The following is a 24,160-nucleotide window of genomic DNA, read 5'->3' on the forward strand; positions in this document are numbered from 1 at the left end:
GGGCGACACCATGTCGATGACAGGAGAACGCACCGGGCGCCTGCGCCGCCGCCCGAGAACACCCGAGATCACCACCCCACCTGCAGGCACGGTCCTCCCGGCCCACGTCCGCACAGGCGCCCCCGACATCCCGGTGACGTCGGCGACACCGGCGCTGCCGCCGGGGTGGGAGCGGGCGGACACGCCGGTGGGCGGGGCGATGGACGAGGCGCACACGGCCATGCCGGTACTCACGAACGGCGGTCCGGCCGCCGACGGTGCTCAGCCTCCACAGGGGTCACCCACACCCGTCGGGGAAAGCCGCAGGGGCGGCGAGAATGGTGCGGCCGGGAAGTCAGTCCGGGCCGAAGGCCGGGCGAAACCCACAGCCGGACACCCGGCGATACCCATCCAGATCAACGCCCTCCAGGCCATGTGCCGACAGGTCTTCGGCTTCCGGCTGGCCATGATCGCCCTGGCCACCCCCACCGCCCTCGTCAACGCCAACGAGGGACTCCCCACCCGCCTGGTGGGTGCGGCCGTGGTCGTCACCTTCATGACCTCCTACGTCCTGTTCAGGGACTGGGAACGCTTCGGCCCCCTCCTCCTGCGCCACCCCACCCTCCTGGCCGCGGACACCCTCTTCGGTGCCCTCCTGCTCATCTCGGCGGGCCCGGACAGCACCCTCGCCTACGTCAGTGTCTGCACCCCCCTCCTCGCCGGCCTGGTCTACGGCTGGCGCGGAGCAGGCGTCTTCGCCTCCCTCCAGGCCCTGCTGCTCCTTCTCATCCACGCGGCGATGGAGGACCCCCAGCCCGGCATCACCGAGTCGTCCCTCCTGCCCGGCCTCTGCGTCATCGCCGGAGCCGTCGGCTCCAGCCTCCGCAACCTCATGCTCCGCTTCGGCGCGGCCACCCAGGCCCTGACGACGGTCCAGGCCCGCCTGGCCGTCACGGAGGCGGTCAGCGCCGAACGCGCCCGACTGGCCCGCGAGATGCACGACTCGGTCGCCAAGACCCTGCACGGTGTGGCCCTGGCCGCGGACGGCCTGGCCGGCTCGGCAGGCGCCGCCCACATGGACGCGGCCCTGGTCAAGCAGCAGGCCGATCTGGTCGCTCGATCAGCCCGCCGAGCCGCCGCCGAATCCCGCGAACTCCTGGCGGACCTGCGCCGCGAATCGGACCCCGGCCAGGGCACGGACGTACTGGTCGAACTGGCCGCCCGCACCCGGGACTTCAGTGCCCGCACGGGCCTCCCGGCGGCCTGCCGCCCCACCGGCGACCACTCCATGCCCCCCGTCCCGCCCGCCGTGGCCCGCCAACTCCTCACCATCGCCTCGGAGGCCATGGAGAACGCCCACCGCCACGCGGGCCCGACCCGGGTCGACGTCCGTGCAGGCGTCCACGGCGAGCTGCTCCGCATCAGCGTCTACGACGACGGCCGCGGCCTCCCGCCAGGAACCACCCTCGAACAACTACGCCGATCGGGCCACTTCGGCCTGGTCGGCATGGTCGAGCGGGCCGCCTCGGTGGGCGCCCGCATCCGCATCGGCCGGGGCGGCCACCCCAAGGGAACGGAAGTCCGCCTGGATCTACCACTGGCGGCCCTGACCGCACCCCACGGCTGACCACCCGTGACCACGCCGCACACGTCCCCCGCGACACGAGAGGAGGCAGCCCGATGCCGGACCAGACGACTCCCCACCCCGGCGCCTCACCGCCGCCACCGCCACAGAACCCGTTCGACTTCCCGCAGCCCGCACAGCCGAGCCGCCTCAGGGTCGTCGTGGCCGACGACAACCCGGTGGTCCGCGCCGGCCTCACCGCCCTGCTCTCCGGCCGCGAGGACATCACGGTCGTGGCGGAGGCGGCCGACGGCCGCGAGGCCTACGAGGCCGCCCAACAGCACCGGCCCGACGTCGTCCTCCTCGACGTACGCATGCCCGGCGTGGACGGCATCTCGGCGCTCCCGTACCTGGTGCGGATCGCCCCGGTCGTCATGCTGACCTACAGCAGGGAGTCGGAGATCGTCCAGGAGGCCCTCCGCCGAGGAGCGGGCGGCTACCTGGTCCACGGCGAGTTCACGGCCGGTCAGCTGGTCGACGCGGTCAGGGACATCAAGCAGGGCCGGGCCCACTTCACGCCCACGGCGGCGGGTGCCCTGCTGGCCCAGCTCCGGCAGGGCCAGGGCACGAGCCAGGGCCAGGGCCCGGGGGGCCCGCCCCTACCGGATGGACTGGGGAAGGTGAATGCGAATGCATACGGAAATTCCGCTTCCGCATGGCCGCATAATCAGACCCAACTAACCACTCAACCAGCTGATATGAGTCTCTCACAGGTCCCGACCCCACCAACTTCCCCAGAAAACCTTTCGCAAGTGCAACCGGGTGTGGGACAGTCTTCGTCTGGGTGGACGAGTGGCCGTCCGCCCGCTCCGGACAGATCGCGGTTCCAACTGAGCACGAGGGAGGCGGAGATCATGGACCTCATCGCGTCCGGCATGAACAACCAGCAGATCGCCGCCACCTGCTTCATCAGCGAGAAGACGGTCAAGAACCACATCAACCGCATCTTCGCCAAGCTCCACAGCACCAGCCGCTCCGAGGCCGCGGCGAAGTGGCTCGGCACGGCACCGGGCTCACACCGGGGACTGGGGTGACCTTCGGTGACGGTATGGGGGGAGAGTTCGCTGGGCCCGCGCGATTGGGCCCTGGATTGGGCCCTGGGACCCTCTGACGGACGGGGTGTTCCGTCGTACGTTTCTCGTGTCGAAAGCGGCACCGCCGAAACCGGAGGGGAACATCATGAGCGACCTGATGCTGAAGACGGCTGTTGCGACCAAGGTCCGCGTGAACGGCTGGAAGAACACCACGGTCGAGGCCATGCAGCGCCGGTCCGGCGACAAGGGGCAGACCGCGGTCGAGTATCTGGGCATCATCGCGGTGGTCGTGGCGATCGTTCTGGCGATCACGGGTACGAACATCGGTCAGACGATCCTCACCAAGATCCAGGCTCAGATCGCCAAGGTCGCTCCTTGATGCGACCTCGCCGGTACGGCGACGCAGGGCAGGCTTTCCCCATCTACATCACTGTGGTGGGGGGCCTGCTCTTTCTCGCGTTTGCCTACTTTGCGGTCGGCCAGGCCGCGGCGAATCGGAACGGCGCCCAGACCGCAGCCGACGCGGCGGCACTCGCAGCGGCCCAGGACAGGCGGGATCAGCTCGCCGGCGCATGGGTGAAGGACGTACTCGACCCGAGTAAGTGGCAGGGCATCTTCAACGGGATCGCCGAAGGGCTCGCTCCGTCGTGCTGGCGGGCACATCAGCTCGCCGCACAGAACGATGCCCGAGTGATCAGCTGCCCCGATCCGGAAGGTCCGCTGCGCTTCACGGTCGAGGTCGAGACCAACAAGCCCATGGGAGACTCCGTTGTCCCCGGCGAGGCGAGCCGGAAATCGAACGCGTCCGCCACGGCTGTGATCGAGCCCCGCTGCGACTTCGACCCCCCAGCTGCGGACGCCGGGCCCGACGTACTCCCGCGGCTTTCGTGCAAGGACCGAGACGGGGACTGGGAGCGGGACTGGGACCTGGATCCGGACGATCCCGATGCTCTGCCGAAACCCGAGGACCTCTTCGACGTCCACCTGGCCGACTGACAAGCGAACGACGAGTGATGAAGGAAGCAGAGAGATGAGCATTCGGTTCACTGCCAGCGCCCGCAGGGGGATGGTCGCGCTGACCCTTGCGACCGGACTGGCCCTCAGCGCGGCCGGCTGCGGCGGCGGAGGCGGGGACGACGACAAGGCGAGCCCGTCGGCGTCCGCTTCCAAGGACAGTGGATCCAAGCCGAGTGCTCAGGAGGGGCAGGCGGAGACACCTCTGGCCGAACTCAAGGGTACGGACGGGCTGCTCCTGCAGGTCACCTCCGCACAAAGGGACACTGGCGGCTTCGTCACGGTGAGCGGCAACGTGAAGAACGACGGAGGGGAGTCGGTGGCCATCCCTGCTCAGACGAGTGGTGATGAGACCGAGGTCATCAAGCACGGCCAGTCACTCGGCGGTGCAACTCTCGTGGACTCCAAAGGGAAGAAGCGCTACTACGTCCTTCGTGACACCGACGGGCGTCCGCTGACGACGACGGGCCTCACTACGCTCGACGCCGGGCAGACGCTCCCCGTGTTCATGCAGTTCCCTGCCCCGCCGGCCAGCACGACTGACGTCGCTCTGCAACTGCCGACATTCTCCAGCGGCACCATCAAGATCTCCGGGTGAGGCCAGCCATGACCCGTACATTCGCCCGGAAGGCGACACCACGCCTCGCCCTGGTCCTCACCGCAGCCTCGGTCATGGTCGCCACGAACCTCTACGGCGCCGTGTCGGCCCATGCCGACGAAAGCCCCACCGTGCCCCCGGGCACCGAGGCCTCGGCCCCCGCCCCCGTCAAAGTCGACCCGAACGACCCCGACCTCAAACTCCCTGAGGGCGCCACCCTGGCCGCCGCCAAGGTCCTCGACATCAAACAGGTCGTAGAAGACCAAAGCGGCGACGAACGCCGGGAAGACACCAACGCCGACGTCAAGTTCGCCCTCCAGGCCGAGGTCCTCTTCGGCAAGGACAGCGCGAAGCTCGGCGCCCAGGCGAAGGCCCGTATCTCCGCGATCGCCGAGGAGATCAAGACCCAGAACGCGACGAAGATCCGCGTCTTCGGCTTCACCGACAACCTCGGCTCCTCCGCCCACGGCGACGTCCTGTCCAAGCAGCGCGCCAACGCCGTACAGGAGGTCCTGGACCAGGAGCTGAACGACTCCAACGTCACCTACGAGGTGCGCGGCTACGGCGAGCAGTACCCGATCGCGGACAACTCCACGGAGGCCGGCCGCAAGAAGAACCGCCGCGTCGAGGTCTCCTTCCCGCGCACGGAGAGCTGAGCGCCGTTCGGACGCCGGAGGCCCCGTCCCGTACAACCGCGAACTGGGAGGGGCTTCTGGCGTGCGTGGCACAGACAGGAGGCGCTCGGCGTATACGTCACGTATACTCTCCGTATGTCCGACGTCATGATTCGTGTGCCCGCCGAAGTCCGTGACCAGCTCGCCGCCGTGGCGGAGGCGCGAGGGACCAGCCTGCGCGCCCTCATGCAGGAGATAGCTGCTCAGACGCTGACTCCCGAGCAGCTCAAGGAACGGGCCGAGCACACCCGCGCCCTGCTTGCCGAGCGGTTCGGGCATCATGTGACGGACGAGGAGTCGGCGGAGATGCGGCGCAAGATGCGTGAAGCCACTGCCGCTCATCGGGCCGCGCTCGCCGAGGCGGAGTCGTCGCGTTGAACCTCGTCGAACACTATGTCCTCGACACTGCCACGCTCCTGGCGATGGGAGGCGACAAGCAGGTCTCCGGTCTCATTCATGCGGCGGCGGCCAGCGACGACGTGCGCCTGTGGGTGCCAGTTCTGTGCCTCCTTGAGGCTGAGCGCGAGCGTGGGGGGATCGTCGCTCACGCCGGTGTGCTGCTGGACGTACTCCGCATCGTCGATGACGACTACGCGATGGCTGTGACCGTTGCCGAGCTGTGCCGCGACGGTCTCGGCTTCGGCGTAGCGGCAGCCGTACATACTGCGCGGCCGAACCCGATGCTCCCCGACGGAGGGCTCGTGACCACCGTCGCGCCGGAACTCTATGCCGGGCTCGGAGTCGGAGTCATGGACCTGAACCGCTGACCAGCCCGGCCCCGGGCGCCGCGCGGGCAACGCCTACAGCGGGTGGTCCGCCTTACCGGCTTTGATGTCCGTCTCGTGACGCCCGCGGGTCGGGCGACTTGGCGTGCCACCAGTCCATGTACGCACGGTGCTGGGAGAGCTGTGCCTCGCCGTGAGTGAACTCGGGGGGCAACTGCGGTTCAGGCGGGCGCAGGGTTGGGCCCAGGGGCCCATGTGCCAGTAATCGATTCTCAATAGCCTCGGCCGGGTGTCCGCCTTGAATTGCCGCCCGCGAACCGAGGTCACGTATGTCCGGTGCCGGTAGCCCGATACCCCCGAGCGGGATGTGGGGCGCACAGAACATCCCGTCCTGGGACCGGCGTTCGCCGTTGCCGAGGGAACTGGGCTGGGCGCAGGTACTGCTGTGGGTGCAGTTCGCGCTGACGGTCCTGTACGTGGTCACCGTGCTGTCGGTGGTGACGTACTACTCAGGGGAGATCTTCGGGATCCTGCTGTACGACTCGCTGCCCAGCGTGGCCGGGGTCTACCTGGCCCGGCGCCTGTGGCGGGGCGGGGTGTGGACGAGTCGCGCACTGATCGCCGTACAGGCGTGGATCGTGTGGCTGTCGTTCGGCACGCTGATGCACGGTGATCTGCGGGGCTTCACGCAGGCCGCGATACCGGTCGCGGTCATCGTGCTGGTGCGCCGAGCCCCGTCGCGTGAGTGGTTCGAGATTGCTCCCCAGGACAGGGAGGAGCGCCGGGCGTTCAGCCTGGCGAGGATGATCCGCTGGCGGCGGGACGAGGGCCAGACCGCGGTGGAGTACGCGGGGCTCATCGCGGTGGTCGCGGCGATCATCGTCGCGCTGTCGGTGGGCGGCCTCGGCGGGCGCATCGCCGACGGCATCCGGTCGGCGGTCTGCTCGGTGACGGGCACGGCCTGCCCCGCTCCGCAGGGCGACGGTACGGAGACGGGTGCGGCCGGGGACAACGACGGTGCGCACCACGATGGTTCGGACGCCGGCGCTGGCACCGACGGCGGCAACGGCGCGGACCCGGACGGCGGCGTGAACGCGGACGGTGGCGCGGGGGCAGATGGCGCTGGGGGCGCGAACGGCGAGGCAGGCACCGAAGGCGACTCGGGCACCCAGGCCGGTTCCGGTGGCCAGCGAGGCACGGGCGCCGACGCCGACGGTGGTACGGGCGGCAACGACAGCGACGGCGGTCCGGCGTGGTCACCTCGGATCATCACCTACGAGGGCGCGGGGACGAACGACACAGTCCCTCTCGCTCCGGGGCCGTTCGACCAGAGGTCGCTCTGGGACGACGTACATGACCAGGAACGTCACGACAGGACGTTCCTGGACCATGTCCGTGGCTTCTTCGTGGCCCCGACCAAGAGCTTCCTGGCCAGCACCATGGACGTCGTCAGCGACCCTGTCGGCTCGGTCAAGGACAGCTGGAACGGCCTGAAGGGCTACACCACGAACTGGTGGGGCGACAAGGCCGACGAGCTGGGCGAGGAGTGGGACAAGGGGAACTACGTCTCCTCCGTATGGGGCTGGGTCAACTCGCCCGAGGATTTCGTGTCCGACCTTGCGACCGACACGTTCGTCGACAAGGAGAACTGGGAGAAGGGCAACTACGGCGCTTCCATCGGCAACACCGTTGTCGGCGTCGTCGGCATCTTCAGTCCGAAGACGATCACGAAGTTCACCAAGTTCAAGAAGCTGGCCGAGGTCGGTGAATCCCTCGGCAAGGCGGCGGACGCGGCGGAGAAGGCCCGCAAGGCGGCGAAGGCGGGTGACTTCGACGGCGCGAAAAAGGCAGCGGACGAGGCCCAGAAGCACGCCGACGAGGCGAAGAAGAAGGCCGAGAAGAACGGCAGCTGCACCATCGCGATCGGGCGCGTCCCGTACGGCGGTGGGAGCAGCCTGCGCGGAGTGCCGGGCACCGGCACCGGCGTCCTGGCGGCCCCGCAGGGCGGCCCGATCGTCGTCGCCGAAGGAGGCGGCAAGGAGTGCACGGGCGACGACGCCGACGACGCGCGCCAGGCCCGGCAGGAGGCGCTGGACGCGCGGGCCGATCTGCTGCGGGAGCAGATCAAGGCACAAAAGCAGCTCCCGAAGGGCGAGCGGGTCAACCTGCAGGAGAGCCAGCTCCAGAACCTCCTCCGGCGGGCCAAGGACGACGTTGACCCGAACTCCAAGGACATCAGCAAGAAGGAGGCGGCGGACGCCATCGCCGACGTCTCGGAGCTGATGGACCAGAAGAACATCCACTCCCTCAGCCGGACGAAGCTGGGGTCCAAGGTCCTGAACTCCGAAAACAAGGACAAACTCGCCGAGAACCTTGCCGAGGCGAACACCACCAAACGCGTGGCGCAGAACGAGGCGGCGGATGGCAGCACGGTGTACTCGTCGGTCGGCGAGGAGCACAGGCAGACGAAGCTCCCGGATGGCCTGGGCGGCGAGATCGACGTCACGGGTATCCCGGACGCCGACGTGGCCTACCGCGGCAAGGACGGCAAGGTCCACGTCGCGGAGGTCAAGAACCGGGGGAACGCCACAACCCAGGCATCCCTGCCCGCCCAGGCGCAGAGGTTGGGCGACTGGCAGAAGACAGCGCCGGGCCGTGTAGCCCGTTATGAGATCGCCACGACCAAGGACTGGCAGAAGATCTTCGATAAGTTCCAGTACAAGAAGCAGAGCAAGGCCCAGAAGGCGGTAAACGAGCCGAAGGTCCGCCCCGAGGGCACGCCTGCTTCGGAGATGTCAAAGCACGGCGTGGGAGCCCGCATCGCCGGACAGGACGTGTCCCCCGCTCATCTGAAGGCGATGGACGACGCCTGGAACGCCAAGAGCGACACCGAGAAGTACGAGGCCATCCACTCCGGCAAGATGAAGGACCCGAAGACCGCGATGGAGTATCTGGGGGTCTCATGACCGACGATCAGCAGGTGCCCGAGATCCTCGGGGAACTGGCGGCAGCGATGGCCGACGCTCCGCCGACCACCGACGGCTACTGGACCTCCGAAGGATTGCACGATCTCTACGAGCGGTTTGAGAAGGAGCCTGACCTGCCGCTTACCGATGGCCAGCGGCGGCTCTTCATGGCCCAACGAGCCCGCAATGCGGCGTCGTCACGTGTCCATGGTTTGTTGCGCTCGCTGGAGAAAGCTGTGGAGCACGGCCAGGTGACCGCCGTCCCAGAGGCCGCCGTTCTTGCTGAGGCGTGTGTGCGCGCCAGACTCGCGGTGTTCGATGCGATCAGCGTCCTCCACCGCCTGGGTGTGCCTTACGGCGAGCAGGCGCTGGCACGACTGGTGTCCGACAGGCATGTGGGCGACAGCGATCGACGCTGGGGCCGCTGGTGGCTGAGGCGCCTGCGGGAGCCAATGTACCGGGGTATGGCGAGCCGTCCTGTCGAAGGTGAGGAGCCATTGCTGCCAGAGTTGGTACGGAACCTTACAGTCGGTTGGCAGGGCGGCTGGGAGATCGAGGAAGATCCGGCGCAGGAGCGCTTCGCTCAGGCCCGAGCCATTCTTGAAGCGCTTTTGCCCGGCACGAGGCTGCCGTTTCCGGAGCCCATTCCGGAATGGGAGGGGGACTGGGACGAAGACGAGGATGAGCGCCCCGATTGGCTGGAGATCCGCATGGTGCTGCGAGATCTGATGCCGGATGTCGGGCTGGTCACCCGAGAGCGCATGACCGAGGGCTGGCACGAGTGCAAGCGGCTGGGGCTGGACTTGCAAGGTGAAGGGCCTGAGGAGTTCGGTGACCGGTGGGCCATGCGCATCGGTGCCTGGACCGCGGAAGGCATTCTGTCCTGGCTTTGGCGAGAGGACCAGTTCTCCCCATGGGCCCAGGACCTCGCCAGGCGCTACATCGACCGGAACGTCGCCGTGACCGAGGCAACTCGCCTGCTGTCCGAGGCGGCGGAGAGCGGCTCCTGAAGCCGTGGCATACGAAGAGGCGCACGCGGAGGCTCCCGACGACCGCACAGCTGTGCTCCTAGGAGAGTTGGAGGCGGCGATCGCCGGGTCCATGGAGGACTACGCCTACGCCTTCCTGGACCCGGACGACGACGAGCTCCCGCCCTTCTTCCGGGAACTGTGCGAGAGCGGATACTTCGGCGACCTCCTGTACTGGCGGGTCGGCGACCGTCTGGTCGCCGCGAGCGTCGGCCACGAGGACAAAGAGGAGCCGGTCGTGCTGTTCGCCGGGGTGACCGGTTCCGCGGAGGGATTCCCCGACTAGGAGCGCGGAGCACGGCTGCCTGGACCCCTGTTCGGAAGTTCGGTCCGTTCATGGGTCCGCGGCCGCACCGGGAGCCGTTCCGCGACTCGATGCCACGGCATCTCGCCGCAGTCCTCGGAGTTCCGCCGTTCGCCGAGGTCGTCACCATCGTCATGCACGGGGGCCGGGCCTCCCTGGAGGGCCTCCTGATGTCCTGCGTCGTCGTGGTGATCGGCGCTGTCACGGGCTACGCCGTGGACGGGCTGCAGGAGGGGGAACGATGAGGACGCCGCGAATACAGAGGGCCGTCGAGCGGTGGACCTGCCGCATGAAGACAGGCTGCGCGACGACCCGTCGTTGTCCCTCGACATCTACGTGGAGGACGCCCTGGTCGACGAGGCGCCGACTGAACCGGAACTCGCTCGGCGCCTGGCCACGGCGCTCGGCGTTCCCGTTCTCTGCCCGGCCGAGGAGGACCTCCCGTCGGCTTACTGGCCGGCAACCTCGTCAGGAGAGTCCGTCCGCGCCCGGCTGTATGCGTCGGACGACGAACCCCCCGTGCACACGATCGACGCGGTCGGGTCCGCGGTCGGCCAACTCCCGCACATTCGTGTCAGCGACCTGCCGGAGATCGCCCGCGAAAAGGGTGGCAGGTAGTGGCGCCGTCCTGGAAGGGGACGGGTCGGCGCTACGTGATGACCTCGACCGACACACCCTCCCGTACTCCCCACCCCGCCATCACCCCTGCCTCCGCCTCCACCACATGCCGGGCCCGCAGTCGCGGCAGCCCCAACCGCCCCGGCCGCATGGTCCGCACGGCGATGACGCGAAGGTCACGATCGAGATAGGCGACATCGATCGGCATGCGCATCCGGAAGGTGTGCACGCTGTTGGCGGGGGAGAGCAGCAGCGCTCCCTCGACGGAATCCCGCCCCAACAGCCCTCTCGTACGGGCCCGATAGGAGGTGGCGATCTCCAACGGCACACGGACGACCGGCCCCTCACCACTCCCGTGCACGACCAGCTCCCCACGCCCGTCCCGCCACTGCCGCCCCATACGGGCCACCTCCGACCGTCCCCCTGCCACCTGGGCCACCGGTTGTCCGAACCAGAACGCGAACGTATCCGTAGGCGAGTAGGCCCCACATAGGCCCACGGTCCCATGCCACACAGCCCTTTGCTGGTTCAGGACTGAAACGCCCGGCACGTCAGCACTTTCGGACGGACGGATTGGCGCGTTATGCAACCGTTATGGCTGGAACGCGACGAGACTGGTCGACGAATCACCAATTCCTCCCCATACACCCCGTCAGATGACAACCGTCACCCTGGTGCGGCCCCACACCGCTGGATAGCTTTGGTTCGCTCAAGAGAAGCCTCGCCTCTTACCGGGAGCCGACCGTGAACCGCCGCCCCACCCTCCTCGCAGCGCTCACGCTGACCGCCGCCGCGGCCCTGACGCTGTCCGCGTGCGGGAGCGATGACAGCCCCAAGAGCAAGGACAACGACAAGATCGCGGGAGTCGACGCGGGTGCCGAGAAGTCGGCTTCTCCCAGCACGTCGGCCCCAGCCTCCACGGGTCGACCGAAGATCGAGCTGCCGTCGGACGTCACCTACAAGTTCGAGTGGAAGAAGACCGGCGACGCGCAGAAGGACGCCGTGCTCAACGATGCCGAGCAGCGCATCAAGGCCGTGGACATGGCAATCGCCAAGCAGGACCCACTGGACAAGGCCTACCGCTTCTACTCGGAGGGCACGGCCGCCGCCGGAAGCCAGAAGTACATCCAGGAGTTCGTGGACCACAAGGCACGCACGACCGGTCTGACCCGCTACTACAACGAGAGCGTGAGCCTCAACGACGACGGCACCGCCGCACTCGTCTATTGCGAAGACCAGAGCAAGGCGTTCAACAAGTTCCTGAAGACCGGCAAGACCGACGTCACGCCGGTGACGAAGGACAGTTACGTCGTCTATGCAGGCACCCTGCGCAAGAACGACAACGGCGTCTGGGTCACCGAGCGACTGATCTCGGAGCGGGGGAGCGCGAAGTGCCGGCCTTGACGCGGACCAACCGCCTGCTCTTCGTTGCGGGCCTCACGGCCCTGATACTGGCTGCCGCCGGCCCTGCCCATGCGGAAAAGGGGTTCGGCGGCACGGACGGTCAATCGAACCAGGACGCCAACGCCGGCAAAGACGGCACCCTCTCCGTCACCGCAGGCGGCATCGTCTTCGACCGTTCCAAGAACGGCACCGGCAACTCCGCGGGCGCCCTGACGTCGGTCACGTCCTGGACGCCCCCGCCCTGCTGGTATGCCCCGAAGTACACCCCGGAACAGTTGCGGAAGTACCTGGAGCCGACCTGGGAGGCCGGTTCGACGGGTTACGAGTGGGACGCCAAGCAGCGGGACCGCTACGTCAACGGGCATCCCTACAAGGACTTCAACAAGGACAAGACCGGCAAGGGCTACTTCTGGGACTCCTTCGTCAACAAGGACTTCCCCCCGGGCTGGGACTCCTGCGACGAAGAAATCTTCTGGGTGGACCAGGGCGACCCCCCGCCCGCGAACATCGAGAACGCCGTCACCCCCAAGGTCCTCGCCGAACTCGCCTACGCCGAGATCCGCGTCCCCAGCACCAAGGTGACCCTGGCACCCGCCGAGGCGACCAAGGTCAACCTCCCGACCTGGTCCTGGCTGGACGCCGCCGAGTTCAAGCCGGTCTCCGTCACCGCGTCCGTACCAGTGCTCGGCATTCAGGCGACCGCGACGGCCGAACCGGTGTCGCTCCGGATCGAACCGGGCACCAAGGACGCCGTGACCTATCCGGACTCCGGCGTCTGCGACATCAACAACGGCCGCATCGGCGAGCCCTACGCCAAGGGCAAGGCGAACCAGACCCCGCCCTGTGGGGTGAAATACCTGCGCTCCTCGGGCGACGGCACGTACCCGCTCCAGGCCACGATCACCTGGAAGATCGAGTGGACCGGCAGCGGAGGCGCGGGCGGCGACCTCCCCGACGGCACGTTCGGCGCCACGCAGGACGTGGTCGTCCAGGAGATTCAGGCCGTCAACCGCTGACACCGGCCACAGCCCCGACTGCCGGGGCGGCCACTCGTGTGGGTGGCCGCCTGTCCGTCTCATGAGCGGAACGGATAGAGTCACTTAGCCGCGGAAGCGCCATGTACGGGGAGAGGAAACAGCCGAATGGCGGAACGGTTAGCCGTTGACGGTGACGAGCTTGCGCACTTCATGAAGATGCTTTCAGCGAGACCAAGCTGAAGGCGTCGTCCGACAGTGGCCTTCCGCAACAGCCCCTGCTGCAGATTCACGCCCATCTGCCGCACTCTGACTGCAAGCGCATGGCCGTTCTCACCATCAGCACCCCGGCCATGTCTCGCCGCGAGGAGTATCGCGCGATCCTCCGCCAGATTGCCGAGACGGTCAGCTTTGCCAACCCTCTGCAATCAGAAACGAAATGACCCCAAGATGAGGTAGGAAGGGCCCATGACCGCAGCCCACCGGTGACGAACCGGACCCCGGGGATTCCGTACGGTTCGCCGCCGAGGAAGTGCGGCCGCTCGTCCCGTAAGTCACGGCTTCCGCACCCGCATTGTCAGTCCCCGGTGCCACACTCACCGGCATGAGTATCGAAGACGTGCGGCTGCGTGATGTCGTGGAGGACGACCTCGACGCGTTCTGCGCTTACGAGCAGGATCCCGAGGCAGCCCGGCGGTCGAGGTTCACGCCCCGGTCGCGGGAGGCCTTCATGTCCCACTGGAAGGAGCGGGTGCTCGGGGACGACACCTGCTTCGTGCAGACCGTGACCGTGGGCGGTGACGTCGCCGGCAACTTGGTCGCCTGGTGGGACGGGGACCGTCGCTTCCTGGGGTACTGGCTGGGGCGGGCGTACTGGGGGCGCGGCATCGGCAGCAGGGCACTGGGACTTTTCCTGGAGCGGGAGAAGGACCGGCCCCTGCATGCCGACCCGTTCAGCGGCAACACCGGTTCCGTACGTCTCCTCGAGAAGCACGGCTTCCGTCCTGTCGGCACCGTCCGGCACGGAGACGACGAGCACGTCCTGCTGGTTCTGACGTGACCGACAGACCGCACCGCACGTTCGAAGACCTCGTCGCCGAAGGAGCCTCCGTCCCCACCGAAGGCTGGGACTTCTCCTGGTTCGAGGGGCGGGCCACCGAGGCGCGGCCCTCCTGGGGGTATGCGATGTCGATGGCCCGGGCGGCTGGGGCGGGCGCGTGCCGTGCTCGACGTCCAGACCGGCGGCGGGGAAGTGCTGGACTTCGCTCTCGCCCAGGCCCCGAAGCGGCCTCTGCTCGCCGTCGCCACCGAGGGCTGGCCGCCGAACATCGCCAAGGCGACCGCCCTGCTCCGTCCGCGCGGGGTGCCGGTCGTCGCCGCGCCCGAGGACGCTCCGCTGCCCTTCGCCGACGCGGCCTTCGACCTGGTCGTGAGCCGGCATCCCGTCCGCCCGCACTGGCTGGAGATCGCCCGTGTCCTCCAGCCCGGAGGGACGTACTTCGCCCAGCACGTGGGGCCGGGCAGCGTCTTCGAACTCGTCGAGCACTTCCTCGGTCCCCAGCCGGGCGAGGTACGCGGCGGTCGCCATCCCGAGCGTGAGCGGGCCGACGCCGAGGCCGCGGGGCTGGATGTCGTCGATCTGCGGGCGGAGCGGCTCCGCATGGAGTTCCACGACATCGGCGCGGTCGTGCACTTCCTGCGGAAGGTCGTGTGGATGGTGCCCGGCTTCACCGTCGAGGCGTACGAGCCGCAGCTCCGCGCGCTGCACGAGCGCATCCAGGCCGAAGGGCCCTTCGTCGCCCACAGCACCCGCCACCTCTTCGACGCACGCAAGCCGGGCACCCGTCGGGCCTGATCCGGCACGCACGACACGCCGACCCGCCGGATCACGCGTGCGGGCCGACCCTCACCTCCCCCACCACCAACTCCGGCCTCGCCTCCAGCACCTCGCCCACCCGCTCCACCCGCTCGCCCAGCTCCCGTTCCTGCCGTGCCGTCAGCCGGACGAGTGGCTCGACCGTGACGGTCGTACGACGACCCTGGCGCCGCTGGTGCCAGACGCCCGCCACCACACCGTCCACCAGCAGCACGGGGTAGTTGCCCGCCTGGCCGCCCGCCAGGGCGCGCTCGTAGGCCGCACCGGGGAACAGCCGCTCGCGGGGCTGCGCGGCGATGACGTACGCGTCGAAGTACGGCAGCAGCCGCACGCCCCGCGCGGGCCCGTCCGGGAACTCGGTGTCACCCGCGGCCACCCACGCCCGCGTGCCCTCGAAGCCGACCTCCTCGATGCCGCCCGCGGTGGCCAGCTCCCGGAACAGGGTGGCGGCCCAGCCGGCCGGCGCCGCCAGCCACTTCGCGAAGTGCTGCGGGGTCGCCGGCCCGTACGCGTGGAGATAACGGCGTACGAACGTCCCCAACGCACCGCCATGCCCCCATTCCCCGCCAGTCCCGAATTCCCCGCCGGTTCCCCGTTCCGCGCCCGTCCCCAACGCGCGCCCCGTCCCCTCGCCCTCGCCCCGGCCCCCGTCGGCCGCCCCCGCAACCGGCGGACGCATGAACGTCGCCTTCCTGCCGCGGTTCGGGCCGAAGCACAGCGCGCCGGCCCAGCCCGCGCGGTGCAGCACCTGCCGCCAGCGTGGCCACATGTCCTGGAAGGCGGGCATCACGCGGTCGCCGGCCCACGGGCCCGTCCGCGCGACGATCTCCTCGGTCAGTTCGTCGAGCGTCAGCGTCAGGCACGTGCCGTCGAGCGCCTCGCCGATCGCCGCCACGACCTGGGCGGCCTGTTCCTCGGTGAGCCGTACGTCGGGCGGGAAGGGGCTCGGCCCGGCCGGGACCGCGGTCAAGGCGGCAGACCAGAGGGGGAGTTCGTGGGCGGGGAGGAGATGGACCGTTCCGCGCGGGCCGTACGTCTTGATCAGCGAATGTCCGTCCCAGAGTGCCGCCCGCACGTCCGCCCGTGTCAGCGCGGATGTCCGAACCCCCACCGACACCTCGGCCGCGGACAGCACCTGCGCGTGCGCCCCCATCATCGCGCCGACCACCTCGGCGACGGGCGTCCCGCTCCCGGCCTGCGTGGCCTGCCCGGCCTGGAACTGCCGCCCGATCCGTCGTGCGCTCGCCGCGTCCCACGTGATCCTCGAGGTCGTCATGGCACGACGCTAGACCCGCAAGAGGACAGGTTCTGGCCTAATGGCGGGGCTGGCGGGCGGTCAAGCGGGCGTTCGCGGCCGGGGTCACCCGTTGGGGGGAATACGAGGACAAGAAGGTGAGGGGGCCCCAGATGCGGCAAACACGTGGGATCCCTCTCAGGCCGCATGATTCCCCTGCATACGGGCAGCGTATGAGCTGCGTAGTGGGCTGTGCATGGCTGCGTTTCGGCCAGGAGCAAGCCGTGAACGAGGGATCCCGCGGACATCGGGGCGTCGCCGGATGGCTCCGGAGAGTAGTTGTGGCACGCCGATGCACGCAGCATCACTTACGAAGGGTTATGGTGGAAGCCCCCCCTCGGGCCGGTCCGTCTCCCCCCCACGGACCGGCCCGTTTTTTTGTGCCTCGGGCACGGCCTGAAGCACCGGCCGGAATTCTGCGTTCCGCACCCGTGAGCGGCCCACGGTGGCAGCGGGGGTAGGCTTCGCCTCTGGGGACTGCCACACGGACAGGGACCGCCCGCGGCCGCGACCGGACCGCATGCCGCGGCCTGTCCGATCCGTACGGAGGGGCTGACAATCACGTGAACCTGCGCGACAAGCTGCGTGGCCTGCTGGTCAGGCTGTACGCACGCCGGGTGGAAGGCCACCTGGACCACGCTCAGGTGCCCAAGCACATCGGCGTCATCATGGACGGCAACCGGCGCTGGGCGAAGGCCGCCGGTTCCAGCACCGTCCACGGTCACCGGGCAGGTGCCGAGAAGATCGAGGAGTTCCTCGGCTGGTGCGCCGAGACGGATGTCGAGGTCGTCACCCTCTGGCTGCTGTCCACGGACAACTTCGACCGGCCGCAGGAGGAGCTCGTCCCGCTGCTCGGCATCATCGAGGACGTCGTGCGCACCCTCGCCGCCGACGGCCGCTGGCGCGTGCACCACGTGGGCACACCCGACCTCCTGCCCTCCGGGATGCAGACGGTCCTCAAGGAGGCCGAGGAGACCACCGCGCACATCGACGGGATACTGGTCAACGTCGCCATCGGCTACGGCGGCCGCCAGGAGATCGCCGACGCCGTGCGCTCCATGCTGCTCGACGCCCAGGACCGGGGCACCTCGATGGAGGAGCTCGCCGAGGCCGTCGACACCGACATGATCGGGCGTCACCTCTACACGAGCGACCAGCCCGACCCCGACCTGGTGATCCGCACCAGCGGTGAGCAGCGGCTGTCCGGATTCATGCTCTGGCAGACCGCGCACTCCGAGTACTACTTCTGTGACGTGTTCTGGCCGGCCTTCCGCAAGGTCGACTTCCTGCGCGCCCTGCGCGACTACGCCGCCCGCCACCGGCGCTACGGCGGCTGAGCCGCACGAGCCGCCCGCCACCGGCGCCACGGCGCTGAGCCGGCAGTTTCCGCACGAGCAGTACTCCGGGCGCACTGCGGCCCACCCCACCCGGCGCGGGACTTCGCGGGACTTCGCACGACCCCGCAGGCCGCCGGGCACCGCGGTCACCGCATGTCGCAACCCCTCCCGGTACCCCTCCGAGGACGCGCGTAACACGGAGTTCACCCGCCCGCCGTCATATGCCCTGGCATGGCGACGCTCGTTCGAGGGCATAAGCCAGTCAGGTCGACGCCCGAACCCCGGGTGTCGGATCTCAGCGGACGGCACGGGGCCGTCCGCCCGGGAGGCCCTTTGCACCAGCCCGATCGTGCGGTCACAGCACGGACGAAGGCGGAGGGCCGGTTCTCGGCCCGCGCAGGGCGGCCGACGACCGGTCCAGCTCCACTCCGTCGCTCCCCGACCTCATCCGAGGGGGTACGTCCTTCCGTGGTGACCAGCACAAAGCGCCACAAGCCCGACCGGCGCACCTATGTTCTCGACACCAGCGTCCTGCTGGCCGACCCGAACGCCCTGAGCCGCTTCGACGAGCACGAGGTCGTGCTTCCCATCGTCGTGGTGACGGAACTGGAGGCCAAGCGGAACCATCCCGAACTCGGCTACTTCGCCCGGCAGGCCCTGCGTCTGCTCGACGACTACCGGGTGCGGTACGGCCGCCTCGATGCCCCCATCCCGACCGGGGACCTCGGCGGAACCGTCCGTGTCGAGCTCAATCACTCGGACCCCAGCGTGCTGCCCAGCGGCTACCGCCTGGGGGACAACGACTCCCGCATCCTCGCGGTCGCCCGCAACCTCCAGGCCGAGGGATTCGATGTCACCGTCGTGTCCAAGGACCTCCCGCTCAGGATCAAGGCGTCCTCCGTCGGGCTCCTCGCCGAGGAGTACCGCGCGGAGCTCGCCATCACGGACTCCTCTGGCTGGACCGGAATGTCCGAACTGACCCTGCCCGGCGAGCAGGTGGACATCCTCTTCGAGGAGGGGCACGTCTACGTCCCCGAGGCCGCCGACCTGCCGGTGCACACGGGCCTGATGATCCAGTCGGAGCGCGGCAAGGCGCTCGGCCGGGTCACACCCGAGGGCAGCATCCGTGTCGTGCGCGGGGATCGGGAGGTCTTCGGCATCAAGGGCCGCAGTGCCGAGCAGCGGATCGCGCTGGACCTGCTGCTCGACCCGGACGTCGGGATCGTGTCGATGGGCGGCCGGGCCGGCACCGGCAAGTCGGCGCTGGCGCTGTGCGCGGGTCTGGAGGCGGTGCTGGAGCGCCGTCAGCACCAGAAGGTGATGGTCTTCCGTCCGCTGTACGCGGTGGGCGGGCAGGAGCTCGGCTATCTGCCCGGCACCGAGGCGGAGAAGATGAGCCCCTGGGCGCAGGCGGTGTTCGACACGCTGTCGGCGGTCACCAGCCGGGAGGTCATCGAGGAGGTCACCGCCCGCGGGATGCTGGAGGTGCTGCCGCTCACCCACATCCGCGGGCGTTCGCTGCACGACGCGTTCGTGATCGTCGACGAGGCCCAGTCGCTGGAACGGAACGTACTTCTGACCGTTCTGTCCCGGATCGGAGCCAATTCACGGGTGGTTCTCACTCATGACGTGGCCCAGCGGGACAACCTGAGGGTCGGCCGGTACGACGGTGTCGTCGCCGTCGTCGAGAAGCTGAAGGGTCATCCGCTGTTCGCGCATGTGACCCTGACCCGGTCCGAGAGGTCGCAGATCGCCGCTCTTGTGACCGAAATGCTCGAAGACGGGCAGATCTGACCGTCCTGCCCCAAACGAGGGCGGTTACTCCGTAGTTGGCGCCGTCCGGAAAGGCGAAGAGCCTAGCCGGGCGGCGCCTTCGTGCGTGCCCTTTCTGTGAATCTCCCGCACCAAACGGGATGTGAGCTTTCACACGCAACTCGGAATTGCCTTGCCCCGTCGTGTTGCGGCAGAGTCTCTCTCCTGTCAGGCCCCGCATACGACACACCTGTACCCCCAGCGGTACGGCACCACTAAAAGCACAGCTTCAACTGCATAGCGATGTCGTATGCCGCCCGAGCACCACGCGGCACTCCCCGTGAGGGAGTTGCCCACCGGGCCCGCGCCTCCCGTGACCCCGCAGTTGGGGAGGCCAGTGCCAGGGGCACGATTGCGTCCGCGAGGGTCACCGAAGCGGGCGATGCTGGAAGGAAAACCGTGTGAGCCGGATCTCGGTCCGGGGATTCGCAGTGGCTTCGGCCACGGCGGTCACCGCTGTTGGAAGCGTCGTCGGCGTTGCCTCTGGCAGCACCGCGCAGAACAACGACGCTGAAGCGACGGCCAGTGGCACCACGCTGCTCGCGGACATTCCCGCGGGCCAGCAGGCCCAGGTGCAGACGGCGTCGCTGACGCAGCAGGCCGACGCCCAGGCCATCGCCGCTGACGCGAGCGCGAAGAAGGACGCCGAGGAGGCCGCCCGCAAGGCCGCCGCCGAGACGGCCATCGCCAAGAAGGAAGCCGCGGAGAAGGCCGCCAAGGCAGCCGAGGCCGCCAAGGAGCGCGCGAAGGCCAAGGAAGCCGCCAGCCGCTCCAAGGACATCTCCGACTTCCCCGTCGCGACCTCCTACACCATCGCGCAGATCCAGGCGATGGCGCGGCAGATGGTGCCGGCGGGTCAGTTCCAGTGCTTCAGCAACATCGTGGACCACGAGTCCGACTGGAACTACAAGGCGGTCAACCCCTCCTCCGGCGCCTACGGCATGTTCCAGGCACTGCCCGGCACCAAGATGTCCTCCGCCGGTGCCGACTGGCGGACCAACCCGGCCACCCAGATCAAGTGGGGCCTGAACTACATGAACGACCGCTACGGCAGCCCGTGTGATGCCTGGTCGTTCTGGCAGGCCAACAACTGGTACTGATCCCGCGGCCCTGAGCCGCAGCCATCCTCAGCGCGAGCCCCTCACTGTACGACGGTGGGGGGCCAACGCCATGTACGGTCTTGACGGACGACTCCAGGGGGAGTGGTGCGGAGAGACGGGGGAAAAGGACGGATCATGTCGCGAGTGCCAGGGTGGCTCGGCCGGCTCGGTGCCGGACTGACCGAGATGAGCGAGCGGTGGAACGAGCGTCGTGCCGAGGCCGAACGGGAGCGTGAGGAGACCGAGTCCCACACGTCGTCCGACGAACACGTGCCGCCGCCCCCGGACTACGCGCCCGACGTTCCCGCCCGGCCCGAGCCCGCGCTGGCCGTGCCGTGGGGGGTACGGGTCGCGGCGGAGGCCGGCTGGCGGCTGCTCGTCCTCGCGGGCACGCTGTGGGTGCTCATGCGGATCATCAGCGCCGTCCAGCTGGTGGTACTGGCGTTCGCGAGCGCACTGCTCATCACCGCGATCCTCCAGCCGACCGTGGCGCGGCTGCGGCGGCTGGGAGTGCCGCGTGGGCCGGCCACGGCGCTGACGGCGATCCTCGGCTTCGTCGTCATGGGGCTGATCGGCTGGTTCGTGACCTGGCAGGTCATGGAGAACATCGACGACCTCTCCGGCCAGATCCAGGACGGCATCGACGAGTTGCGGAACTGGCTGCTGAACAGCCCGTTCCACGTCACGGACAAGCAGATCAACGAGATCGCCAAGAACCTGCGGGAGGCGGTCGGCGCGAACACCGACCAGATCACCTCGGCGGGGCTGGAGGGCGTGACCGTCGTCGTCGAGGCTCTGACGGGGATTCTGCTGACGGTCTTCTCGACGCTGTTCCTGCTCTACGACGGCAAGCGGATCTGGCAGTGGACGCTGAAGCTGGTGCCGGCGGCGGCGCGGCCGGGCGTGGCCGGGGCCGGGCCGGCGGCGTGGCGGACGCTGACGGCGTATGTGCGGGGCACGGTGGTCGTCGCGCTGATCGACGCGATCTTCATCGGGCTGGGGATCTACTTCCTCGATGTGCCGATGGCCGTGCCGCTGGCGGTGTTCATCTTCCTGTTCGCGTTCATCCCGCTGGTGGGCGCCGTGGTGTCCGGGGCGCTGGCGGTGGTGGTCGCGCTGGTCACCCAGGGGGTGTTCACGGCTGTCATGACGCTGGCGGTGGTGCTGGCGGTGCAGCAGATCGAGGGCCACATCCTGCAGCCGTTCATCCTGGGGCGGGCGGTGCGGGTGCATCCGCTGGCGGTGGTGCTGTCGGTGGCGTGCGGGGGGATGGTGGCCGGGATCGGGGGTGCGGTGGTGGCCGTGCCGCTGGTGGCCGTGACGAACACGGTGGCGGGGTATCTGCGGGCGTATTCACGGCAGTCGGCGTTGCGGCATTCGGTACGCCCGCGGGGTGCTACGGCGATGAGTGCGGAGCCCGAACGGGAGGAGCCGTCGGAGTAGCCGGCTCCCAGGGGCTGCGCCCCCTCGAAAGGCAACAGGGCCCCGCCCACCGGTCAGGTGGGCGGGGCCCTGCGACGTGCGGCAGGCAACCGAGGGTTACTCGGACAGCACCGCCTCGGCGTCCAGCGTGACGCCGACCGCCTGGATCACGGACGCGATCTTGAACGCCTCCTGGACGACCTCGCGGTCGAGTCCGGCCTTGCGCAGGACCTGCTCGTGGGAGTCGAGGCACATGCCGCAGCCGTTGATGGCGGAGACCGCGAAGGACCACAGCTCGAAGTCGACCTTGTCGACGCCGGGGTTGCCGATGACGTTCATCCGCAGGCCCGCGCGCAGGTTGCCGTACTCGTGGTCCGTAAGGAGGTGCCGCGTGCGGTAGAAGACGTTGTTCATCGCCATCACCGCGGCCGCGGACTTGGCGGCCGTGTACGCCTCCGGCGACAGGTTGGCCTTCGCCTCCGGCTCCAGCTCGCGCAGCACGATCGGGGAGCGCGAGGCGATCGCGGTCGTGAGGACCGTGCCCCACAGCTGCTGGGCCGGCAGGTCCGAGTTGCCGATGACCGAGCCCAGGTTGAGCTTCAGGTCCTTGGCGTAGTCCGGGATACGGGACTTCAGGGAGTCGAGGGACATGCCTCACTCACCAGCCAGCAGCGTGACGGGGTCGAGGGTCTCGTCGCCCTTCGACCAGTTGCAGGGGCACAGCTCGTCCGTCTGGAGCGCGTCCAGGACCCGCAGGACCTCCTTCGGGTTACGGCCGACCGAACCCGCGGTCACCATCGAGAACTGGATCTCGTTGTTCTGGTCCACGATGAACACCGCGCGCTTGGCGAAGCCGTCCTCGTCCTCGATGCCGAGCGCGTGCATCAGCTCGTGCTTGGGGTCGGCCATCATCGGGAACGGCAGGTCACGCAGGTCGTCGTGGTCCTTGCGCCAGGCGTGGTGGACGAACTCGGAGTCGCCGGAGAAGCCGAGGACCTGGGCGTCGCGGTCGGCGAACTCGTCGTTCAGCTTGCCGAAGGCGGCGATCTCGGTCGGGCACACGAAGGTGAAGTCCTTGGGCCACGCGAAGATGACCTTCCACTGACCCTCGTAGGTCTTGTGGTTGATCTGCTGGAACTCCTTGCCCTTCTCCAGCGAGACGCAGGCGGTCAGATCGAACTCGGGGAACTTGTCACCGACAGTGAGCACAGGCTCTCCTTGCAGCGAAGAAATGCCCGGATTGCGGGCGTTTCCCATGGGTTGGACGTTGTTGATGTTGGCACAGGGCTGATTGATTACGGAAATAGCTACACTCGGTCGAGTTGATCGGAGGTAGTTATCAGTGACTGTGGGTAATAAGCGCAGGCAGCCCAGTCTCGCCCAGCTGCGCGCCTTCGCGGCCGTCGCCGAGCACCTGCACTTCCGGGACGCGGCCGGGGCGATCGGCATGAGCCAGCCGGCCCTCTCGGGTGCCGTCTCGGCGCTGGAGGAGACACTCGGAGTGACGCTCCTCGAGCGTACGACGCGCAAGGTGCTGCTCTCACCCGAGGGCGAGCGGATCGCCGTACGGGCCAAGGCGGTCCTGGCCGAGGTGGGCGCGCTCATGGAGGAGGCCGAGGCGGCCCGGGCGCCCTTCACCGGTGTGCTGCGGCTCGGGGTGATCCCGACGGTGGCGCCCTATCTGCTGCCCACGGTGCTGCGGCTCGTCCACGACCGGTATCCGCACCTCGACCTCCAGGTGCACGAGGAGCAGACCGCCAACCTGCTCGACGGCCTCACCCGCGGCCGGCTCGACCTGCTGCTGCTCGCCGTACCGCTCGGCGTGCCGGGTGTGGCCGAACTGCCGCTGTTCGACGAGGACTTCGTGCTCGTCACGCCGCTCGACCACTGGCTCGGCGGACGCGAGGGCATTCCGCGCGAGGCGCTGCGCGAGCTGAACCTGCTGCTGCTGGACGAGGGCCACTGCCTGCGCGACCAGGCCCTCGACATCTGCCGGGAGGCCGGCCGCGAGGACGCGCCGGTCACCACGACCGCCGCCGGGCTGTCCACCCTGGTGCAGCTCGTCGCGGGCGGGCTCGGCGTCACGCTGCTGCCGCGTACCGCCCTCAAGGTCGAGATCTCCCGCAGCAACCAGCTCCTCACCGGGTACTTCACCGACCCGGCCCCCACCCGGAGGGTCGCTCTGGCGATGCGGGCGGGGGCCGCGCGCGGCGCCGAGTACGAGGAACTGGCGGCCGCACTGCGGGAGGCACTGCGGCCGCTGCCCGTGCGGGTCCTGGACCAGGACGCCTGACGGCTCGGCACAAGAGGGGCCTGAGGCTCTGGTGAAAAGAGCCCGAGGCTCCAGCGAAAGGAGCCTGAGGCTCCAGCGAAAAGA

Annotated in this window: 25 protein-coding genes and 1 pseudogene; 22 read left to right on the top strand and 4 right to left on the bottom strand. The window is 68.8% G+C overall.

The window, feature by feature from the left end; all coding sequences use genetic code 11:
* Nucleotides 1-10 precede the first annotated feature (10 nt).
* The 13 genes from HDA41_RS25825 (at nt 11) to HDA41_RS25885 (ending at nt 10,564) form a co-directional block, all read left to right on the top strand.
* Nucleotides 11-1,606 carry a sensor histidine kinase gene (locus tag HDA41_RS25825; protein ID WP_184987623.1) on the top strand — a complete coding sequence of 532 codons (1,596 nt, stop codon included), beginning with the start codon at nt 11-13 and terminating at the stop codon, nt 1,604-1,606.
* A gap of 53 nt (nt 1,607-1,659) precedes the next feature.
* On the top strand, nt 1,660-2,637 hold the full coding sequence (locus HDA41_RS25830) for a response regulator transcription factor (RefSeq protein ID WP_184987625.1): 978 nt from the start codon (nt 1,660-1,662) through the stop codon (nt 2,635-2,637).
* Between the two features lie 145 nt (nt 2,638-2,782).
* A complete protein-coding gene (locus HDA41_RS25835) occupies nt 2,783-3,016 on the top strand; it encodes a hypothetical protein (protein WP_184987627.1) in 234 nt (77 codons plus the stop codon).
* Nucleotides 3,016-3,633 (top strand): pilus assembly protein TadG-related protein, encoded by a 618-nt coding sequence (locus HDA41_RS25840; protein ID WP_184993741.1) that lies wholly within the window; start codon nt 3,016-3,018, stop codon nt 3,631-3,633. Before HDA41_RS25835 ends, HDA41_RS25840 begins: the two co-directional genes overlap by 1 nt.
* 34 nt (nt 3,634-3,667) lie before the next feature.
* Nucleotides 3,668-4,249, top strand: a complete 582-nt coding sequence (locus tag HDA41_RS25845; RefSeq protein WP_184987629.1) for a hypothetical protein — start codon at nt 3,668-3,670, stop codon at nt 4,247-4,249.
* Nucleotides 4,250-4,257: 8 nt separating this feature from the next.
* Nucleotides 4,258-4,905 carry an OmpA family protein gene (locus HDA41_RS25850; protein WP_184987631.1) on the top strand — a complete coding sequence of 216 codons (648 nt, stop codon included), beginning with the start codon at nt 4,258-4,260 and terminating at the stop codon, nt 4,903-4,905.
* Between the two features lie 114 nt (nt 4,906-5,019).
* Nucleotides 5,020-5,301: an Arc family DNA-binding protein gene (locus tag HDA41_RS25855; protein ID WP_184987634.1), complete on the top strand. Its 282-nt coding sequence runs from the start codon at nt 5,020-5,022 to the stop codon at nt 5,299-5,301.
* Nucleotides 5,298-5,690: a PIN domain-containing protein gene (locus HDA41_RS25860; protein ID WP_184987636.1), complete on the top strand. Its 393-nt coding sequence runs from the start codon at nt 5,298-5,300 to the stop codon at nt 5,688-5,690. The genes HDA41_RS25855 and HDA41_RS25860 overlap by 4 nt, the downstream gene beginning before the upstream one ends.
* A 323-nt stretch (nt 5,691-6,013) precedes the next feature.
* Nucleotides 6,014-8,614, top strand: a complete 2,601-nt coding sequence (locus HDA41_RS25865; RefSeq protein WP_184987638.1) for a hypothetical protein — start codon at nt 6,014-6,016, stop codon at nt 8,612-8,614.
* Nucleotides 8,611-9,624 (top strand): hypothetical protein, encoded by a 1,014-nt coding sequence (locus tag HDA41_RS25870; protein ID WP_184987640.1) that lies wholly within the window; start codon nt 8,611-8,613, stop codon nt 9,622-9,624. The genes HDA41_RS25865 and HDA41_RS25870 overlap by 4 nt, the downstream gene beginning before the upstream one ends.
* A gap of 4 nt (nt 9,625-9,628) precedes the next feature.
* Nucleotides 9,629-9,928 (top strand): hypothetical protein, encoded by a 300-nt coding sequence (locus HDA41_RS25875; protein ID WP_184987642.1) that lies wholly within the window; start codon nt 9,629-9,631, stop codon nt 9,926-9,928.
* Nucleotides 9,929-9,978: 50 nt separating this feature from the next.
* Nucleotides 9,979-10,191 (top strand): hypothetical protein, encoded by a 213-nt coding sequence (locus HDA41_RS25880; protein WP_184987644.1) that lies wholly within the window; start codon nt 9,979-9,981, stop codon nt 10,189-10,191.
* A gap of 31 nt (nt 10,192-10,222) precedes the next feature.
* Nucleotides 10,223-10,564, top strand: coding sequence for a hypothetical protein (locus HDA41_RS25885; RefSeq protein ID WP_184987646.1), 342 nt, complete (start codon nt 10,223-10,225; stop codon nt 10,562-10,564).
* 31 nt (nt 10,565-10,595) lie between these two features.
* Here the strand turns inward: HDA41_RS25885 and HDA41_RS25890 are convergent, their stop codons facing one another.
* The gene (locus HDA41_RS25890) at nt 10,596-10,964 is read right to left on the bottom strand and encodes a DUF192 domain-containing protein (protein ID WP_184987648.1); all 369 of its coding nucleotides are present in this window, start codon (nt 10,962-10,964) and stop codon (nt 10,596-10,598) included.
* A 344-nt stretch (nt 10,965-11,308) separates the two neighbouring features.
* On the opposite strand from HDA41_RS25890, the gene HDA41_RS25895 reads away from it, so the two are divergent.
* The 4 genes and pseudogenes from HDA41_RS25895 (at nt 11,309) to HDA41_RS25910 (ending at nt 14,797) form a co-directional block, all read left to right on the top strand.
* On the top strand, nt 11,309-11,968 hold the full coding sequence (locus HDA41_RS25895; protein ID WP_184987650.1) for a hypothetical protein: 660 nt from the start codon (nt 11,309-11,311) through the stop codon (nt 11,966-11,968).
* Between the two features lie 47 nt (nt 11,969-12,015).
* A complete protein-coding gene (locus HDA41_RS25900) occupies nt 12,016-12,984 on the top strand; it encodes a hypothetical protein (RefSeq protein ID WP_184993743.1) in 969 nt (322 codons plus the stop codon).
* A gap of 562 nt (nt 12,985-13,546) precedes the next feature.
* The gene (locus tag HDA41_RS25905) at nt 13,547-14,002 is read left to right on the top strand and encodes a GNAT family N-acetyltransferase (protein WP_184987651.1); all 456 of its coding nucleotides are present in this window, start codon (nt 13,547-13,549) and stop codon (nt 14,000-14,002) included.
* Nucleotides 13,999-14,797: pseudogene (locus HDA41_RS25910) on the top strand (class I SAM-dependent methyltransferase). The gene HDA41_RS25905 and the pseudogene HDA41_RS25910 overlap by 4 nt, the downstream one beginning before the upstream one ends.
* A 31-nt stretch (nt 14,798-14,828) precedes the next feature.
* Here the strand turns inward: HDA41_RS25910 and HDA41_RS25915 are convergent.
* The gene (locus HDA41_RS25915) at nt 14,829-16,094 is read right to left on the bottom strand and encodes a winged helix DNA-binding domain-containing protein (protein ID WP_184987652.1); all 1,266 of its coding nucleotides are present in this window, start codon (nt 16,092-16,094) and stop codon (nt 14,829-14,831) included.
* A gap of 581 nt (nt 16,095-16,675) precedes the next feature.
* On the opposite strand from HDA41_RS25915, the gene HDA41_RS25920 reads away from it, so the two are divergent.
* The 4 genes from HDA41_RS25920 (at nt 16,676) to HDA41_RS25935 (ending at nt 21,804) form a co-directional block, all read left to right on the top strand.
* Nucleotides 16,676-17,449, top strand: a complete 774-nt coding sequence (locus HDA41_RS25920) for an isoprenyl transferase (RefSeq protein WP_184987653.1) — start codon at nt 16,676-16,678, stop codon at nt 17,447-17,449.
* A 468-nt stretch (nt 17,450-17,917) separates the two neighbouring features.
* Nucleotides 17,918-19,243 carry an RNA 5'-3' helicase PhoH2 gene (gene phoH2, locus HDA41_RS25925; RefSeq protein ID WP_184987654.1) on the top strand — a complete coding sequence of 442 codons (1,326 nt, stop codon included), beginning with the start codon at nt 17,918-17,920 and terminating at the stop codon, nt 19,241-19,243.
* 419 nt (nt 19,244-19,662) lie between these two features.
* A complete protein-coding gene (locus HDA41_RS25930; RefSeq protein ID WP_184987655.1) occupies nt 19,663-20,361 on the top strand; it encodes an aggregation-promoting factor C-terminal-like domain-containing protein in 699 nt (232 codons plus the stop codon).
* A gap of 135 nt (nt 20,362-20,496) precedes the next feature.
* The gene (locus HDA41_RS25935; RefSeq protein ID WP_184987656.1) at nt 20,497-21,804 is read left to right on the top strand and encodes an AI-2E family transporter; all 1,308 of its coding nucleotides are present in this window, start codon (nt 20,497-20,499) and stop codon (nt 21,802-21,804) included.
* Nucleotides 21,805-21,900: 96 nt separating this feature from the next.
* Here HDA41_RS25935 and HDA41_RS25940 read toward each other — a convergent pair whose 3' ends face one another.
* Both HDA41_RS25940 and HDA41_RS25945 read right to left on the bottom strand, forming a co-directional pair.
* Nucleotides 21,901-22,434, bottom strand: coding sequence for an alkyl hydroperoxide reductase (locus HDA41_RS25940; protein ID WP_184987657.1), 534 nt, complete (start codon nt 22,432-22,434; stop codon nt 21,901-21,903).
* 3 nt (nt 22,435-22,437) lie between these two features.
* Nucleotides 22,438-22,992: a peroxiredoxin gene (locus tag HDA41_RS25945; protein WP_184987658.1), complete on the bottom strand. Its 555-nt coding sequence runs from the start codon at nt 22,990-22,992 to the stop codon at nt 22,438-22,440.
* 139 nt (nt 22,993-23,131) lie between these two features.
* Between HDA41_RS25945 and HDA41_RS25950 the strand changes: the two genes are divergently transcribed.
* Nucleotides 23,132-24,076 (top strand): LysR substrate-binding domain-containing protein, encoded by a 945-nt coding sequence (locus HDA41_RS25950; protein ID WP_184993745.1) that lies wholly within the window; start codon nt 23,132-23,134, stop codon nt 24,074-24,076.
* Nucleotides 24,077-24,160 lie beyond the last annotated feature (84 nt).

This window comes from Streptomyces caelestis, assembly GCF_014205255.1.
GTDB classification, from domain to species: Bacteria; Actinomycetota; Actinomycetes; order Streptomycetales; family Streptomycetaceae; genus Streptomyces; species Streptomyces caelestis.

Coding starts and splice junctions, on each gene's coding strand:
- HDA41_RS25835 (WP_184987627.1), top strand. CDS start 2,783: ATGAGCGACCTGATGCTGAAGACGGCTGTTGCGACCAAGGTCCGCGTG.
- HDA41_RS25870 (WP_184987640.1), top strand. CDS start 8,611: ATGACCGACGATCAGCAGGTGCCCGAGATCCTCGGGGAACTGGCGGCA.
- HDA41_RS25935 (WP_184987656.1), top strand. CDS start 20,497: ATGTCGCGAGTGCCAGGGTGGCTCGGCCGGCTCGGTGCCGGACTGACC.
- HDA41_RS25825 (WP_184987623.1), top strand. CDS start 11: ATGTCGATGACAGGAGAACGCACCGGGCGCCTGCGCCGCCGCCCGAGA.
- HDA41_RS25905 (WP_184987651.1), top strand. CDS start 13,547: ATGAGTATCGAAGACGTGCGGCTGCGTGATGTCGTGGAGGACGACCTC.
- HDA41_RS25890 (WP_184987648.1), bottom strand. CDS start 10,964: ATGGGGCGGCAGTGGCGGGACGGGCGTGGGGAGCTGGTCGTGCACGGG.
- HDA41_RS25830 (WP_184987625.1), top strand. CDS start 1,660: ATGCCGGACCAGACGACTCCCCACCCCGGCGCCTCACCGCCGCCACCG.
- HDA41_RS25865 (WP_184987638.1), top strand. CDS start 6,014: ATGTGGGGCGCACAGAACATCCCGTCCTGGGACCGGCGTTCGCCGTTG.
- HDA41_RS25915 (WP_184987652.1), bottom strand. CDS start 16,094: ATGACGACCTCGAGGATCACGTGGGACGCGGCGAGCGCACGACGGATC.
- HDA41_RS25940 (WP_184987657.1), bottom strand. CDS start 22,434: ATGTCCCTCGACTCCCTGAAGTCCCGTATCCCGGACTACGCCAAGGAC.
- HDA41_RS25850 (WP_184987631.1), top strand. CDS start 4,258: ATGACCCGTACATTCGCCCGGAAGGCGACACCACGCCTCGCCCTGGTC.
- HDA41_RS25845 (WP_184987629.1), top strand. CDS start 3,668: ATGAGCATTCGGTTCACTGCCAGCGCCCGCAGGGGGATGGTCGCGCTG.
- HDA41_RS25880 (WP_184987644.1), top strand. CDS start 9,979: ATGGGTCCGCGGCCGCACCGGGAGCCGTTCCGCGACTCGATGCCACGG.
- HDA41_RS25840 (WP_184993741.1), top strand. CDS start 3,016: ATGCGACCTCGCCGGTACGGCGACGCAGGGCAGGCTTTCCCCATCTAC.
- HDA41_RS25855 (WP_184987634.1), top strand. CDS start 5,020: ATGTCCGACGTCATGATTCGTGTGCCCGCCGAAGTCCGTGACCAGCTC.